Annotated in this window: 13 protein-coding genes; 6 read left to right on the forward strand and 7 right to left on the reverse strand. The window is 54.2% G+C overall.

Going from position 1 to position 15,157, the window contains the following annotated elements; all coding sequences use genetic code 11:
* Positions 1-31: 31 nt before the first annotated feature.
* Complete coding sequence (gene glnE / locus ACWWD9_RS06070) at positions 32-2,767, forward strand: bifunctional [glutamate--ammonia ligase]-adenylyl-L-tyrosine phosphorylase/[glutamate--ammonia-ligase] adenylyltransferase (protein WP_455868033.1); 2,736 nt, start codon at positions 32-34, stop codon at positions 2,765-2,767.
* A 64-nt stretch (positions 2,768-2,831) separates the two neighbouring features.
* On the opposite strand, the gene ACWWD9_RS06075 is transcribed toward glnE, so the two are convergent.
* The 4 genes from ACWWD9_RS06075 to ACWWD9_RS06090 form a co-directional block, all read right to left on the reverse strand.
* Positions 2,832-3,578, reverse strand: a complete 747-nt coding sequence (locus tag ACWWD9_RS06075) for a TerC family protein (protein WP_015830239.1) — start codon at positions 3,576-3,578, stop codon at positions 2,832-2,834.
* Between the two features lie 82 nt (positions 3,579-3,660).
* Positions 3,661-4,170: an HPP family protein gene (locus ACWWD9_RS06080; RefSeq protein WP_455868034.1), complete on the reverse strand. Its 510-nt coding sequence runs from the start codon at positions 4,168-4,170 to the stop codon at positions 3,661-3,663.
* A 45-nt stretch (positions 4,171-4,215) separates the two neighbouring features.
* Positions 4,216-4,668 (reverse strand): hypothetical protein, encoded by a 453-nt coding sequence (locus ACWWD9_RS06085; RefSeq protein WP_455868035.1) that lies wholly within the window; start codon positions 4,666-4,668, stop codon positions 4,216-4,218.
* Positions 4,669-4,720: 52 nt separating this feature from the next.
* Entirely contained in the window at positions 4,721-7,756 is a 3,036-nt protein-coding gene (locus ACWWD9_RS06090) for a methyl-accepting chemotaxis protein (protein ID WP_455868036.1), read from the reverse strand.
* A 601-nt stretch (positions 7,757-8,357) separates the two neighbouring features.
* Between ACWWD9_RS06090 and ACWWD9_RS06095 the strand changes: the two genes are divergently transcribed.
* The 5 genes from ACWWD9_RS06095 (at position 8,358) to ACWWD9_RS06115 (ending at position 12,400) form a co-directional block, all read left to right on the forward strand.
* The gene (locus ACWWD9_RS06095; RefSeq protein WP_013442414.1) at positions 8,358-8,567 is read left to right on the forward strand and encodes a hypothetical protein; all 210 of its coding nucleotides are present in this window, start codon (positions 8,358-8,360) and stop codon (positions 8,565-8,567) included.
* A gap of 61 nt (positions 8,568-8,628) precedes the next feature.
* Complete coding sequence (locus ACWWD9_RS06100; protein ID WP_013442413.1) at positions 8,629-8,925, forward strand: hypothetical protein; 297 nt, start codon at positions 8,629-8,631, stop codon at positions 8,923-8,925.
* A 376-nt stretch (positions 8,926-9,301) separates the two neighbouring features.
* Positions 9,302-9,571, forward strand: coding sequence for a hypothetical protein (locus ACWWD9_RS06105; protein ID WP_013442412.1), 270 nt, complete (start codon positions 9,302-9,304; stop codon positions 9,569-9,571).
* A 472-nt stretch (positions 9,572-10,043) separates the two neighbouring features.
* On the forward strand, positions 10,044-11,762 hold the full coding sequence (locus ACWWD9_RS06110) for a PAS domain S-box protein (RefSeq protein WP_159355527.1): 1,719 nt from the start codon (positions 10,044-10,046) through the stop codon (positions 11,760-11,762).
* Positions 11,759-12,400: a response regulator gene (locus ACWWD9_RS06115; protein ID WP_015830233.1), complete on the forward strand. Its 642-nt coding sequence runs from the start codon at positions 11,759-11,761 to the stop codon at positions 12,398-12,400. Before ACWWD9_RS06110 ends, ACWWD9_RS06115 begins: the two co-directional genes overlap by 4 nt.
* 4 nt (positions 12,401-12,404) lie before the next feature.
* Here ACWWD9_RS06115 and ACWWD9_RS06120 read toward each other — a convergent pair whose 3' ends face one another.
* The 3 genes from ACWWD9_RS06120 to ACWWD9_RS06130 all read right to left on the reverse strand — a co-directional run bounded on the left by ACWWD9_RS06120 (position 12,405) and on the right by ACWWD9_RS06130 (position 15,140).
* Positions 12,405-13,082: a hypothetical protein gene (locus ACWWD9_RS06120; protein WP_455868037.1), complete on the reverse strand. Its 678-nt coding sequence runs from the start codon at positions 13,080-13,082 to the stop codon at positions 12,405-12,407.
* Positions 13,083-13,158: 76 nt separating this feature from the next.
* Positions 13,159-14,040: a DMT family transporter gene (locus ACWWD9_RS06125; RefSeq protein ID WP_013442407.1), complete on the reverse strand. Its 882-nt coding sequence runs from the start codon at positions 14,038-14,040 to the stop codon at positions 13,159-13,161.
* The gene (locus tag ACWWD9_RS06130; protein ID WP_455868038.1) at positions 14,037-15,140 is read right to left on the reverse strand and encodes an aromatic ring-hydroxylating oxygenase subunit alpha; all 1,104 of its coding nucleotides are present in this window, start codon (positions 15,138-15,140) and stop codon (positions 14,037-14,039) included. The genes ACWWD9_RS06125 and ACWWD9_RS06130 overlap by 4 nt, the downstream gene beginning before the upstream one ends.
* Positions 15,141-15,157 lie beyond the last annotated feature (17 nt).

The following is a 15,157-nucleotide window of genomic DNA, read 5'->3' on the forward strand; positions in this document are numbered from 1 at the left end:
CACATAATACCACCAGCCAAGCTGATTTTTGATGCAAACACTCTCGCAAATTCTCTCTGATGAACATGATGGCCGCCAGACCACGCAATGGGTGCGCCATGCCGTGCGCTGCAGCCCGTTTTGCCAGCGGCTGCTGACCCGATACCCTGAGCTCTTGCAGGAGCTGGATGCCGAAATCATGCTGCCATGGCGCGCGGATTACATGCGGCTCTATCTTTCGAAATGCACGGTGACGGATGAGACCAGTCTTAAGCATGCCCTGCGCGGCCTGCGCCAGCGGGTGATGTTGCGGGTGATTGCGCGGGATCTGAATGATCTTGCCGATCTCGATGAAGTGATGCAGACCATGAGCGCACTGGCGGAGGTGGCGGTGCGCTTTGCCCTGCAGCATCTCACGCCCTGGCTGGAAGCCCAGTACGGTGAACCCATGGGCGAGCGCGGCGACAAGCAGTCGCTGATTGTGGTGGGCATGGGCAAGCTAGGGGGCTATGAGCTGAATGTGTCATCGGACATCGACCTGATTTTTGCCTTTGAGCAGGATGGCGAAACCAATGGGGAAAAGTCCCTCAGCAACAATGAATTCTTTGCGCGCCTGGGCAAAAAGCTGATTGCCGCGATTGATGACGTCACCGAAGATGGCTTTGTCTTCCGCGTGGATATGCGCTTGCGGCCCTATGGCTCGGAAGGGCCGCTGGCCTGCAGTCTGAATTTTCTGGAGGAGTATTACCAGAATCAGGGGCGTGAATGGGAGCGCTATGCCTGGATCAAGGGCCGGGTGATTGCCGGGCCGGAGCAGGTGCTGGCCGATTTGCTGCGGCCGTTTGTCTACCGCAAATACCTGGACTATGGCGCGTTTGCCTCCATGCGTGATCTCAAGGTGCAGATACAGCGCGATGTGAATCGGCGTGACATGCACGACAACATCAAGCTGGGGCGTGGCGGTATCCGCGAGATTGAATTTATCGCCCAGGTATTTCAGCTGATACGCGGCGGGCGCGATACCAGCCTGCAGATACGCCCGACGTTGGCGGTGCTGCAGCGTTTGCAGGATAAGCAGATTCTGCCCGAGCGCACCGTGCGCGAGCTGCGCGAAGCCTATGTGTTTTTGCGCGACCTGGAGCACAGGTTGCAATATGTGGAAGACGCCCAGACCCAGGAGCTGCCCACCGCGCCGGAAGCCCAGCAACGTATTGCCACCAGCATGCATTTTGCGCATTGGGATCTGCTGCGCAAGGCGCTGGAAACCCATCGCAGCCTGGTCGAAGTGCATTTTAGCGAAGTGTTTAGCGATGTGGCTGTGGGCCGTCAGGATAACAATCTGCAAACCCTGAAGCCGATCAATGACATCTGGCAGGGGGCGGTGCAGGAGGGCGAAGCGGTGCGTCGCTTGCGCGACGCCGGCTATGACGATGCGGAAGATACCCTGCGTCGCCTGAATGCCTTGCACACGGGTAGCCGTTATCGCAATCTGCCCGAGCTGAGCCGTCAGCGCCTGGATATTCTGATGCCTACGGTGATTCAGCTCTCCGCCCAGGAAGAGCGCCCCCAGGTGACCCTGACGCGGGCATTGGATCTGCTGGAAAGCATCTGCCGTCGCGCCAGTTATCTCGCGCTGCTGGCCGAGTACCCGGCGGTGCTGAGTCTGCTGGTCAAACTGGTGGCCGCCAGCCCATGGCTGGCGCAATATCTGACGCAGCATCCCATTTTGCTGGATGAATTGCTGGATACGCGCAGCCTGTATGCCGAGCCGGATTTTGATGCCATGCGCCAGGATCTGCAGCGCCGATTGGCCGAGGTAGAAGGCGATGTTGAGCGGCAGATGGATACCATGCGCCATTTCAAGCATGCTGCTGTTTTCCGCTTTGCCGCGCAGGATATTGCCGGTGAGCTGCCACTGCAAACCTTGTCGGATTACCTTAGCGCGCTGGCGAATCTGGTATTGCAGGCCACCATGGATACCATCTGGCCCACCTTGCGCGGCAAGCATCGCGAAACCCCAAAATTTGCCATCATCGGCTATGGCAAGCTGGGCGGGCGTGAGCTGGGCTATGCTTCGGATCTGGATATCATTTTTCTGTATGACGATGATGCCCCCGAGGCGCGCGATACCTATGCCCGTTTTGGGCAGCGCATCAATACCTGGCTCAACAGCCTGACCTCGGCAGGTTTGCTCTACGAAACCGACTTGCAGTTGCGGCCGGATGGCGCCAGTGGTTTGCTGGTCAGCTCACTGGAAGCATTTGAAGACTACCAGCGCAATAAAGCCTGGGTATGGGAGCACCAGGCGCTGACCCGCGCCCGCTTCAGTGCCGGCGATGAGGCGATAGGGGCGGCATTCAGCCGCATACGCGAAGAGGTGATACGCCAGCCACGCGATGTGGCCAAGCTGCGCGAGGAGGTGCTGAATATGCGTCGCCGCATGCGCGAAAGCCATAGCGTGCCCGCAACAGAATTTGACCTCAAGCAGAGTGAGGGCGGCATTATTGATGTGGAATTCATGGTGCAGTATCTGGTGCTGGCGCATGCTGCCGAGCATCCTGAGCTCACCGAAAACCTGGGCAATATCAGCCTGCTGGGCAAACTGGGGAGTCTGGGCCTGATTGATGCCACGCTGGCGATGGCGGCCGCTGAAGCGTATCGGCGTTATCGCAGCCTGCAACATGCCAGCCGCCTGCAGGAGCAGACCAAATCACGTGTGCCATTATCGGCGGTTGCTGCCGATGCCGAGGCGGTGCGCAGCCTCTGGCAGCAGGTATTCAAGGACTAGGGTTATGCTAGTTAATCAGCTCTGCCCACCATGCAGGCTGGGCAGAGCAGCCTGAGCTTAGGTATCAGGGCTGGCTTTTATTCAGCTTGCGCACAGTGTCGGACTTTTTGCGCATGCGGATATTGATCATCTCCACCACCACCGAGAAGGCCATGGCGAAGTAGATATAACCCTTGGGCACATGGAACTCCAGCCCTTCAGCCACCAGCGTCATCCCCACCAGTATCAGGAAAGACAAGGCGAGTATCTTGATGGTGGGGTGATTATCAACAAAATCGCCGATAGGCTTGGCGGCAAACAGCATGACGCCAACCGCCAGAATGATGGCAATGGCCATGATGGACACGTGATCAGCCAGCCCAACGGCGGTGATGACGGAGTCCAGCGAAAACACCACATCAAGCAGGGCAATCTGCACCAGGCTCATCCCAAACGAGGCTTTGGCCACCGCCATGCCACTGCTTTCCTCTGCCTCTCCCTCCAGGCTGTTATGAATTTCATGCGTGGCTTTTGCCAGCAGAAACAAACCGCCGCCAATCAAAATAATGTCGCGGCCGGATACTGGTTGCGAGAGCACCGTGAACCAAGGTTCAGTCAGGCCCATGACCCAGGAGATGGAAAACAGCAGGGCCAGCCGGGTGATCATCGCCAGACTGAGCCCGAGCTTGCGTGCCAGCGCGCGCTGATGGGCAGGTAGCCGCCCGACCAGGATGGAAATGAAGATGATATTGTCGATGCCGAGCACAATTTCCAGTGCGGTCAGGGTGCCCAGGGCGATCCAGGCTTCCGGGCTTGCCAGCCATTCAAACATGCGGTTCTCCGTCTTTTTACGTGGTTTGGTTAATCAATCAGTTGTCAGTTTCGAGCGCAAGCGCAGCATATGCCAGGCAGGCTTACCAGTATTTGGGGTAATTTCCCGGGCGCGTTGCATTGTTGTACAGCAAGGCAACCAGCGTCAGTATCAAGGCGCCCGTTAGCGTGGGCAGCAACAGAAATCCCCAGCCCGGCTGCAGCAAAAACACAATTACCGGATTGGAGCCTGCGGGAGGGTGAACAGTTCGCGTGAACATCATCAAGGCGATGGCGGTACCTGCCGCCAGTGCCATGGCCCACCAGTGGGGACCAAGCAGTGTCAGAAACAGCAGGCCGGTGGCGGTGCTGAGACCGTGCCCCAGAATGATGTTGCGGGGCTGGGAAAACGGCACATCCGGATAGCCAAACACCAGTACGCAACTCGCACCAAAGGAGCCTAGTATCAGGGCCAGTGACCAGTGCTCCGCCAGCGCGGCAATGACGCCAATGGCAAGGCAACCGCCCAGCCAGGCCAGCGCAATCGCCTTGCCGGGTGCACGAGGTGGCAGGGCGGCATGGTCGCCCTTGAGTTTGCTGAACCAGTGTTGCATGACGTCTCCCTTTTGCTTGTTGTAAAAATTGCTTGTTGTAAAAACTCAACTGAGGCGCAACTCGCAGGCGAGGGCGCATTGCAGAGGTAATCCCGCTGCGGTAAAGAATTGCATCATGGTTTCCGCTGACCACGTATCCAGGAGGATGTGCACATTACCATCCACCGTGGTTTGTACCGGTTGGGCTTGAATCGTCGCCATGGCCTGATCGAGCAAGTCTAGCGATGTCACTACCGAATCTGCCTTGGGCAATAACACCACACTCAAACTGCACGGCCTGTGGGTCGACTCGGATGCGCCGATTGCACGTAATTGTGTCGGTTGATGGATATGCCATGGAAACAGATAAAGCCCGAGGCTCTGCTCGGGGCGGCCACTGATGACAGGGCAGGGTAACTGGCTTGCCAGCAGCGATTGCAGCGCGTCCAGGCTGTGCTTGAGTGACATGATGTAGCCTTCTCCATCGGGAATGTGTGCAGCATACCCGATTCGGCGCATATCGCGCCTCCCCAAATAACAAGACCTCCACGCGGGAGGTCTTGTGCAGGGGTTAAAACTCTTCCCAGTCGCCTTCGTCAGGGGCTTTGACGGCAACGCGCAAGGGAGCCGCAGATCGTCCGCCACTCTCTGCCCGGAAAGGCTTGGGGCTGGGCAGACGGGTGGGCGCTGCGCTGGCGCGGCCGGTGTCGTTCTCGGAGGTTTTGAACTGGCGTATGGATTCCACCAGATTATTGGCTTGCTCCATGAGCGACTCGGCAGCGGCAGCGGCTTCTTCCACCAGAGCGGCATTTTGCTGGGTGACTTCGTCCATTTGCGTGACCGCTTTGTTGACCTGATCGATGCCCGAGCTTTGCTCGATGGAGGCTGCGGTGATTTCGCCCACAATATTGGAAACGCGTTTGACCGAGTTGACGATTTCTTCCATGGTCTTGCCCGCGTTTTCTACCTGACGCGTACCTTCGGTGGTTTTGCCCACGGAATCTGCGATCAACTCCTTGATCTCCTTGGCGGCCACGGCCGAGCGTTGCGCCAGATTGCGCACCTCACCGGCGACCACGGCAAAGCCGCGGCCCTGTTCACCAGCCCTGGCGGCTTCTACGGCGGCATTCAAGGCCAGGATGTTGGTCTGGAAGGCAATGCCATCAATGACGGAGATGATGTCCTCGATCTTGTGCGAGCTTTCGTTGATGGCGGCCATGGTATTCACCACATCCGAAACAACTTCGCCGCCACGCTCGGCAATGCTGGTGGCGGTGATGGCAAGCTGGTTGGCCTGCTTGGCATTTTCCGCATTCTGCTTCACGGTGGAGGCGAGCTGCTCCATGCTGGAAGCCGTTTCTTCCAGCGATGAGGCTTGCTCCTCGGTGCGCTGCGACAGATCGATATTGCCTTTGGAGATTTCATTGGCCGCGGTATTGATGGTCTCTGCCGCTTCTTTAACCGTGACGATAGGCGTGGCGATCATTTCCAGCGTTTCGTTCACGCCCTCGACGATCTTGCGGAAATCACCCTGATGGTTCGTGGCATCGGCACGCACATATACCCGGCCATCGCGGGCGGCATCGGCCAGCATGCCGGCATCCTGCACCAGCGCATTGATCGCAGTGATACAGGTATTCAGGTTCTGGCGTATGGTATTGAAGTCGCCCTGATATTCTTCGGTAATCACCGGTGGAACATGCCCTTGCGAGATACGTTTGACGCAATCGGCGGCTACATTCAGCGGGCCAATCACCGCATCCAGCGTGTTATTGACGCCTTCGACAATCTTGCGGAAATCCCCCTGGTGACGGCTGGCATCCGCGCGGGTTGACAGCAGGCCCTGGGCACCAGCCTCTGCCAGCATGGCGGTATCTGCCACCATGGCATTGATGGCGTCTATACACTGGTTGAGGTTGTTTTTAAGAGTGTTGAAGTCGCCACTGTAATCATCGGTGATCTTAGCCGGGATGTTGCCTTTGGATATGTCGTCTACGTAATGCGCAGCGACATTCAAGGGGCCGATGACGGCATCCAGCGTGTGATTCACGCCCTCGACGATCTTGCGGAAATCGCCCTGATGACGGCTGGCGTCGGCGCGCGTGGAAAGATTGCCCGCAATGGCGGCCTGCGCCAGCATGTCTGCATCGGCAATCAGGCTCTTCAGATTGCTGCGTACTTGTTCAATGGTGTGATTGATCTCGGCCTTTTTGCCGGGAAAGCGCTCCAGGGGCGCCTCAAAATTGCCCTCGCCAAAGGCTTTCACTACCTGCATGGCTTTGTTGTTGAGTTCGATATGGCCATGCACCATGCTGTTGACGCCGTGTGCCAGATCGCGGAATGCCCCTTCAAAATTGCTTTCGGTGACGCGCGCATCGGTCTCTCCGCGATCGTGTGCCTCGCTCATGACGGTCATCTGCGAAATCAGTGTCTGAATATTGCCGCCCAGCTGCGCCATGGAGCCATTGAGTGCCCCCATTTCATCACTGCCTTTTACCGTGATCTTGGCGGACAAGTCGCCCTTGGACAGACGTTTGATGGTGCCAACGCTTTCCTGCAGCGGGCTGATGACCATGCGATTGAGAAAGAAATACAGGATGCCGACCAGCACGATCACCGAGACGATGCCCACCACGATCGCAATGTTGCGGATGGTGTAGATCTGCGCCATGACTACATCCATGGGAACGGTCAGCACCAGTGCCCAGGGCGTGACACTATTGCCAACCTTGATGGGGGCGTAGGTGCGGTATACCAAGGTGCCCGAGGCATCCTGATCTATATGGCTAAACGCTGTTCCTGCCTGAATTTTTTGCAGGATGGCTTTGGCATCCCCTTGCTTGTCCATCGGTTTGCCAATGTTCTCCGGGCTGGCACTGGCGACATAATTGCCGCCGTAGGTAATCAGCTCGGCATAGCTGCCTGCATATGGCTTGATGGCACCGACAATCGCCTGCATGCCGGAAAGCGGAATGTCAAACCCCGTCACCCCCACAAAACCTCCGTTGTGTTGAATGGGGATGCTGATGGTGGTAATCAGCGTATCTTTGCCCGCAATCTTGTACATATAAGGCTCCAGCAGTGTTTCCTTGCCAGAGTTTTTTGCGAGCAGATAGTAATCGCCTGCCCCTGCCGTGTTGTAATCCACCAGGGCCTCAAGAATGACGGAACCGCTTCCGCTGTTCCAGTAGGGGATATAGCGGCCGGTGGCGTCGTGCCCGGCCGCGTTGACGAAATCCTTGTCCTTGCCATCAAAGGCATTGGGTTCCCATAACGTCCATGCGCCAACGAGGTCAGGGTTCTGTCTGAGCGAGTTCGCCAGCAGGTTGTCTACCGCCGCGCGACTTTCCTGATGAGTGGCTTTCATGGCCAGCATGGTTCTGGCGTTTGCCCTGGCCGTTACCACGGCTCTATCCAGTATTTCCTGCGCCTGTTCCCGGCCAACCAGGGCGGATTCATCGACCAGCTTCAGGGCTGTTTTCTTTTCTACTTCAATGGATTGGTTGATGATGGTAGCAATGGTGACGGTAAAGCCGATCATCGCCACCACCGTCACAATCAAGGCGATTTTTAAACGTATGCTCATGTTAGACAGGGCGGATTTCATAGAGCCTCTTCAAAAAAACCATTTAAAAAAACATAGTGGAATTCGGTGCTAAATCGCGCAGTGGCAAAGGAAAGCCCCCGCATGAACTGCCATGGATGACTTGCCCCAAAGGCCTGGTGATTAAATAAAACGATTAGTTTTATTACGACGACTTGGCGTAAAAGTTGAGGCTGGATGTAAAGTTTTATTAAATAGCCAACCGGGCACTGCCGCGCTTGAGTGGTGCTATGGATTTTCAGGCGGGTAAAGACATCCTCGCAGATGCGCCATCATGATGTGTTGAAACAAGCCTGAAATGCCGCGTTTTAAGCCAGAAATGGCTGCCCCTAGGGGTAATTACTCCTGCCTGATCAATCTACTACTATCTGTTCACAAGTGTCAGTTTCATGGCGGCGCTTTGTTTTAAACCGCTAAAACTCTTCAATAAGCAGCGCGTTTTATATTGAGATACACCGCAATAAGGCCATTACGTAAATAAGCCATTGTTGATGGTTCTGGGATGAATAAATCGAACTGTTTGCTCATTCTCCAGTAATGAATCGCGTAAACAACCTGATTGCCGTTGCTTGGAATGCAATATTTCAATCAAAAGGGGGAAGTAATGAATCTTTATGTGGTGTTGGTCTACCTGGTTGGCAGTGTGAATGCACATTTAACCGAGCCTATGGTGATTGATGGCCTTGAGTCTGAGGCGATATGCACCTCGCTGGCAGATAAAATCTCCAGTACCGGAGTCATGAAAGCGCAGTGTTTCCTATCAACAAGTAAAACTGCATCCATTGATCGCAAAGAGTCAGCCAGAAAGAATTAAGCGGGTGCTGGCTTGAATTTACTCTTTGTTATAAATCGTGGTATTTCGCAGGAGTTAATAATTGGACTACGATAATTTCAGACTTTTTGATCATTTGGCGGAGCTCGTCTGCTGTATTGACGAGTGCAAGTTTAACCCGCGCGAGCGCGAGCTTTTTCCTTTCTATTATTCCGAGGCAATCCAGATCATTGATCGCGTTGAGTCCCAGGGCTATAGCTCATCAAAATTGAGGCAGTACCTCAATCAAATCAATGAATACTTTAAAATCAATGATGTATTGATGAAAACAATAGACGATACGCATAATGAAATTGCCCAGATCATGGGCGAAGAATCGAAATACTTGTACGGCGAGTGAGATCCTCTATATCCCAGTGCGGTGCCTGTTGCCCAATAAGGTGGCCGACATGGGAATGAGCTTGGTAACCAGGTCTTATCATGGTCGCGTGTTTTTGAATGCACTATAAAACTAGTTACCTTTCGAATGAGATTGTTAACAGCATGCAATAATCTTCATCCATTTTTCACAGCATTTATCTCATCTTCATACGGCTGATCTGGTAAAGAAACTACATTCAGATATTGGTTTTTCGCCAGTTAAAAATTATTCTGGCTTGATTAAAAAAGAAAGAAAGATCATTATTGCTTTCTTGATGGAACCTGTTCTTTGTAAAATAATCCACATCATAAGAAGTTCCAGTTTCTTACCTACCCTATAATCTAAGGAGAATTTGATGGCCAACTACAAACGCCGAACTAAAGAAGAGATGATTAAAGATCTTGAAGAAAAACTTAACAAACTTAAAAATGCAGCACCCAAGAAGGAAAAGCCAGAGCTGAGCATGAGCAGCGAAGGCTTAAGTGCAGTTGCCGATGCAGTCGATTTTGCAGCTAAAGCCAACAAGGTGAAAGTGGCGGATATTCTTATTTTGATCGCTAAAGCCAAACGTACCGGCCTGGTTATTGAAGGCGGTCGTCGTTCCCGTAATTCGGTTCAATCCTAATTTATTGCATTCATCGATGCCTTCATCATGCTTGAATCACCATTGGGCATGATGGTATCGAGCTTGGATCCGAGGCGGGGGATCTCATGGTGAATAAGCCTCGAATTGAAGATTTCTCGCCTCAACCTCTGGTTACCTTAGTATCAGCTTTCCGTTTTAACTTGTCTCAAACGTGGTTGGTAAACATTGATGTCTGGCCACTTTCGCAAACCAGACTTCTCATAAATCTGCTCTTCTTTTACTTCTCCATTTCATTCTTATACATCCATCCAATCTTCATTCCATGATCAACATGGTGTTGATCTGGGGTTAAATAGAGTCTTAGCCCAATAAGGCTTTTCGGTGATTAGTCATGGCTCACGCGCAGCGAGTATGCATCATCCCCAACGGGCGAGGTCTGTGGCATGATTTATGTCCTTATGATTAAAAAACAACGTGCGTTTTCGTGCGCGCAACCCGGCATGGATAATTTATGAGTCTACGATTTCGATTGAACCTGCTGATTACCCTGCTATTGCTGGTGTTCATGAGCGTAGTCGGGTTTGTCATCATCCGCGGCATGAAGGCATCTACTCAAGAGGGCGTCGAGGCTGCCACGCGCGTGACCGTGCAATTGCTGGATACGGTGATTCTGAGTTCGTATCAAAATCCTGAGTGGGGCTATACGCATGAGGTCATGCATCGCTTTTTGCTGTCCCTCGGCCATGTGCGCAGCAATGAAATCATTCTTTATGACCTCCATGGCAATTTGCTTTTCAAGTCACCTCCCTCCAAATACCGGGCGGATGAAAATCCACCACGTTGGTTCGTCAAGCTGATCGAGCCCGAGCAGGAAGTCGTGATGCGTCGCATCCGCTTTGGCATGCTGGTCGTCGTGTCTAACCCCGGTGGCGCTATTCGTGAAGCGTGGAGCCGGTTGAGCAATCTGTTCTGGATCAATCTTGGTTTTTTTGTGGTCCTGAATGCCATGGTGTACTGGATGCTGGGGCGGTGGTTGAGGCCGGTAGAGCCCATGCTCAAAGCAATCAACCAGATGGAGCAGGGGGATTTGACGGTGCGCTTGCCAGAATTCAAGCTGCCGGAGTTTTCCAAGATTGCTCATAATTTCAACCAGATGGGCGAGTCGCTGCTGGCACGCACCGATGAAAGCCGCCGGCTGGCCCTGATCGTCAAACAGACGGCCGATGCCATCATGATCCATGATCTGGATGGCAACATTTCATTCTGGAATGCGGCGGCACAGCGCATGTTTGGCTATGCACCTGAGGATATCATCGGAAAGTCGGCCGCGATTCTTATCCCGCCTGGCTATGAGGCCGAACTGGAGTCCAATTTTGCCGCCATCAAACAAATGCAGAAAGTGGAGAACCACGATACGCAACGTGTGGCACGGGATGGCAAGTTGCGGGATATTTCCTTAACGGCAGCGCCCTTGGTGGATCCGCATTCGGGTGAGGTGATAGGCGAAATATGCAGCATGCGCGATATTACAGAACGCAAGCAGGCGGAAGAGGCTGCGCTGCGGCTGGAGGAGAATCGTCAGCTGACACAGCTGATTCAGCATCACATTGAAGATGAGCGCCGCAGTCTGGCGCGTGAGCTGCATGATGAGCTGGGGCAATATGTCACTGCGATCAAAACCTTTGCCGTGGGCATTTCCAACAAAACCACGGAAGCCATGCCCGATATTGCGGCTAACGCGCAAACGATAGTGGCCGCCGCCAATCATATCTACGATGGCATGCACAATATTATTCGCCAGTTGCGCCCCGGCTCACTGGATAATCTGGGCTTGTCGGAAACCCTGCGCGATGCGATTACCAATTGGCAGGGGCAGCATCCGGATGTACGCTTTACGTTGAACTTATCCGGGCCGTTGGATGACTTAGGGGAAACGCTGAATATTAATCTTTTCCGTATTGTGCAGGAGTCAGTCACCAATGCGTTGCGGCATGCGCAGGCAACCCAGATTAATATACGCTTGATAAAAACAACGGAAGGCGCATTGCAGCTTTCCATACAGGATAATGGTGTGGGCATGAATATATGTAATGTGGATCAATCCAAGCATTTTGGCTTGCTGGGCATGCGTGAGCGCGTGCAGGCGCTGCATGGAACCTTTAATGTTGACTCGCTGATGGAACAAGGGACCCAGATCATGGTGACTATTCCCGCGCGAGGTGCCGCATGAGCGAGCCCATCAAGGTCATGCTGGTTGACGACCATGCCGTGGTGCGCATGGGTTTCAAGATGTTGCTGGAGTCGGCTTCGGATATCAAAGTGATTGCCGAAGCTGAAAATGGCGAGCAGGGCATCAAGCTTTACATGGAACATCATCCGGATGTGGTCGTCATGGATATTACGATGCCCGGTATTGGCGGGCTTGAGGCGATTGAGCGCATCATGGCCAAGGATAGTTCGGCCAAGGTGCTGGTGTTGTCTGCCCATGAGGATTCAGTGCATCCCAAGCGCGTGCTGAATGCAGGCGCCATGGGCTATCTCACCAAGCGCAGTGCTGCTGAGGAATTGATCAAGGCCATACGCACGGTGGCGGGCAATAAACGTTATCTGGAAGCGACCGTCGCCCAGCAGATGGCCATTCAGCAACTATCCGGCGAGGCAAATCCGGTGGACGTGCTTTCGGACCGTGAGTTCGAGGTGTTTATCGCGCTGGCTAAAGGAAAGACCACGAATGATATTGCCGAAACACTAAGCCTGTCGCCACGCACAGTAGGCACGCACCTCTACAATATCAAGCAAAAGCTGAACGCCAATAACTCGGCCGAGATTGCGCTGATTGCCATGCGCTCAGGCCTGATTGATCCCTGAGCGTTTAATGTCCTGGGTAGCGGGCGACATTCAGCTCACCCGCACCAGCGACTTCTACCACGGCATAATCGCCGCTCTTCATGCGTCCGAAATCGGGAGGAATGAGGAAAGTAATGGGCTGATGGTTATCCCCTACAGGCGCGCCAGTCGCCAGTTGCCAACGCGGCCATTCGGTTGTTGGTGGAAGCCCTGCAGCTCCCATAAGGCGGGCTTTTTCCAGAATGGAGCGCTTTTCATCGCCTATCAGCAGATTCCATAACTCCACGCGCACTAGTTTGCTTTGCACCAGCGCTGCCTGCGTTTTGCTGTCAAGTTCAGCCGCTGTTGCGCCATTTGCAGTTGCTTGGTATGGCGCGGATGGTGTATTGGTGGAGGCTTGCCGGTAATCCGGCAGAGGTTCTTTTACGGTTTCCACCGTTGAAAAGCCCGAGGTAACAAAACTTGCCCAGTATGGGTCTGGCTCGGTGTCTTTGAGAGGCAGGCTGCGGCTGGCTTCATCCTGTTTCAGCAAGTAGTTGTCGTATGCATCTGAGGTGGTCTTGTCCAGGCTGCGCATGGCCACTGACTGGGCTATTTGCTGGGCAATGGGCCCGCCCATGCAGCCTGTGAGCCACAGGGCAAGGCAGGGCGCAATAAACTTGCCTGCAAAACGATCTATGTGTTCACGATTTGCTGCCAACATTCTGAAATCCAGCGTGGGGTGTGATGTGAAGACTAATCGTTCTTTAAGTGCTTGTCTAGCTTGAGTAAACGCGCTTTTATGCCTCATTTTGAGGTTTGCGTGATGTGACGCTTATCACGCCACTCAGCACAATGATGGCCACAGCGAACCAGCGATCCAGCGAAAGCATCTCCCCCCAGATCACGATGCCAAACACGCTGGCGAGGACAACCGTGCTGTAAGCTAGGCTGCCGACGACAAGGGGGTTGCCCGTGCGGTATGCCCGCGTCAGGGCAAGCTGGGCAATGGTGGCCGACACTCCTAGCCCGATGAGCAGCAAGAGATCATCCCACTCAACGCGATGAAAGTCGTGTACCAGCATCCATATGCCACCACCCAGCGTGCACACCAGCGTGAAATAGAACACGGTGCGCCAGTCGGGCTCGCCGGCGCGGCCCAACTGGGTTACGTGGATATACACAATCCCCGCCAATGCGCCTGACAGCAGGCCCAATGCACCCGCAATCAGCTCATCCACATGCAGGCTGGGCTTGAGCAATAAGGTCACCCCAACAAACCCGAGTGCTATTGCGACGAACAGGGTTTTGCGGAATTTTTCTCCCAGATAAAACGGGGCCAGCGCCGCCATGAAAAGCGGTGAGGTGTAATTCAGGGTGATGGCGGTTGCCAGGGGGAGTTCACTGATGGCGTAGAAAAACAGCAGCAGGGAGATAAATCCCAGCACCGCGCGCCACATATGCTTGCTGAGCAAGGGGGTTGCTAGGGATTGCTTGCGTATGCGCGTCAGGCCGTAAATAAACACCAGGCCGAAGAACGAGCGGTAGAACACGAGTTCGGCGCTACTGAATTTTTGCGCGCCAAGCTTGACCAGGACCCCCATGATGGCAAAGAAGAACGCTGCCACCAGCATCCACAGGCTACCAAGCCGCCATTGCCTGATCAGGCGGAAAAGATTCACAGGTGGGGGTCTAACTGTTTACGCATCCACAGGTGGAAGTGCTCAAGCCCGGTTTCCATGGGGTGTTGATAAGGGCCATGTTCATCCAGGCCCTGAGCAAACAGGGCGCGGCGACCGTCGTGCATGCGTTGGCAGATTTCCTTGTCCTCAATCGCCGTTTCATTGTACGCCGCCTGCTGGGCTTCCACGTATTCGCGCTCAAACAAGGCAATATCTTCCGGGTAGTAAAACTCCACCACATTGGTGCAGGCATCCACCCCGCGAGGAATGAGGTGCGACACGACGAGCACATTCGGGTACCACTCGATCATCAGAAAGGGGTAATACACCATCCAGATGGCGCCATACTTGGGTGCGGATTGTTCGCCATACTGCAATACCTGTTCCTGCCAGCGCTGATAGGTGGGGGAGCCGGATTTTTGCAGCGAATGCTTTACGCCTACGGTTTGTACGCTGTACCAGTCGCCAAACTCCCAGTTCAGTTGTTCACAGTCCACAAACTTGTCCAGCCCGGGGTGGAACGGCCCGACATGGTAGTCCTCGAGATAAACCTCGATAAAGGTTTTCCAGTTGAAGGCATATTCTTCCACCATTACGCGGTCCAGCATGTAACCGGTAAAATCAAAATCCTGCTTGCAGCCCAGTTGGCGCAGGTCGCGGGCTATATCCCGTGGGCTGTCAAACAGCAGACCTTGCCATTGCTGAAGCGAGCTCTTGTTCAGGTGCAAACACGGGTTATCAGGAAAATGCGGTGCGCCCAGCAGCTCGCCTTTGAGGTTGTATGTCCAGCGGTGCAATGGGCAGACAATGTGCTGCGTATTGCCACGGCCATTCAGCATGATGGCCTGCCGGTGGCGGCAGATGTTGCTGATCAGTTCAATGCCATTCTGATTGTGCACCAGCGCGCGGCCTTCCTGCATCCAATCCAGGGTGTGATAGTCGCCAGGGTGTGGCGCCATGAGCTCGTGCCCTACGTATTGGGGCGCATGTGCAAACAGCACTTTCTGTTCAAGCTTGTAAATCTCGGGGTCGGTATACCAGGCAATCGGCAGCTGTGAAACAGTTGGCCGGGGCAAATTGACGGAGACAAGGGAAGCCATAGGTTGCGAGCAGTGGT

This window comes from Methylovorus sp. SPW-M1 (genome assembly GCF_053848825.1).

Bases quoted from the DNA above. Each gene is read 5' to 3' on its own strand.
- glnE (WP_455868033.1), top strand. From the start codon at position 32: ATGCAAACACTCTCGCAAATTCTCTCTGATGAACATGATGGCCGCCAG.
- ACWWD9_RS06075 (WP_015830239.1), bottom strand. From the start codon at position 3,578: ATGTTTGAATGGCTGGCAAGCCCGGAAGCCTGGATCGCCCTGGGCACC.
- ACWWD9_RS06080 (WP_455868034.1), bottom strand. From the start codon at position 4,170: ATGCAACACTGGTTCAGCAAACTCAAGGGCGACCATGCCGCCCTGCCA.
- ACWWD9_RS06085 (WP_455868035.1), bottom strand. From the start codon at position 4,668: ATGCGCCGAATCGGGTATGCTGCACACATTCCCGATGGAGAAGGCTAC.
- ACWWD9_RS06090 (WP_455868036.1), bottom strand. From the start codon at position 7,756: ATGAAATCCGCCCTGTCTAACATGAGCATACGTTTAAAAATCGCCTTG.
- ACWWD9_RS06095 (WP_013442414.1), top strand. From the start codon at position 8,358: ATGAATCTTTATGTGGTGTTGGTCTACCTGGTTGGCAGTGTGAATGCA.
- ACWWD9_RS06105 (WP_013442412.1), top strand. From the start codon at position 9,302: ATGGCCAACTACAAACGCCGAACTAAAGAAGAGATGATTAAAGATCTT.
- ACWWD9_RS06110 (WP_159355527.1), top strand. From the start codon at position 10,044: ATGAGTCTACGATTTCGATTGAACCTGCTGATTACCCTGCTATTGCTG.
- ACWWD9_RS06115 (WP_015830233.1), top strand. From the start codon at position 11,759: ATGAGCGAGCCCATCAAGGTCATGCTGGTTGACGACCATGCCGTGGTG.
- ACWWD9_RS06120 (WP_455868037.1), bottom strand. From the start codon at position 13,082: ATGTTGGCAGCAAATCGTGAACACATAGATCGTTTTGCAGGCAAGTTT.
- ACWWD9_RS06130 (WP_455868038.1), bottom strand. From the start codon at position 15,140: ATGGCTTCCCTTGTCTCCGTCAATTTGCCCCGGCCAACTGTTTCACAG.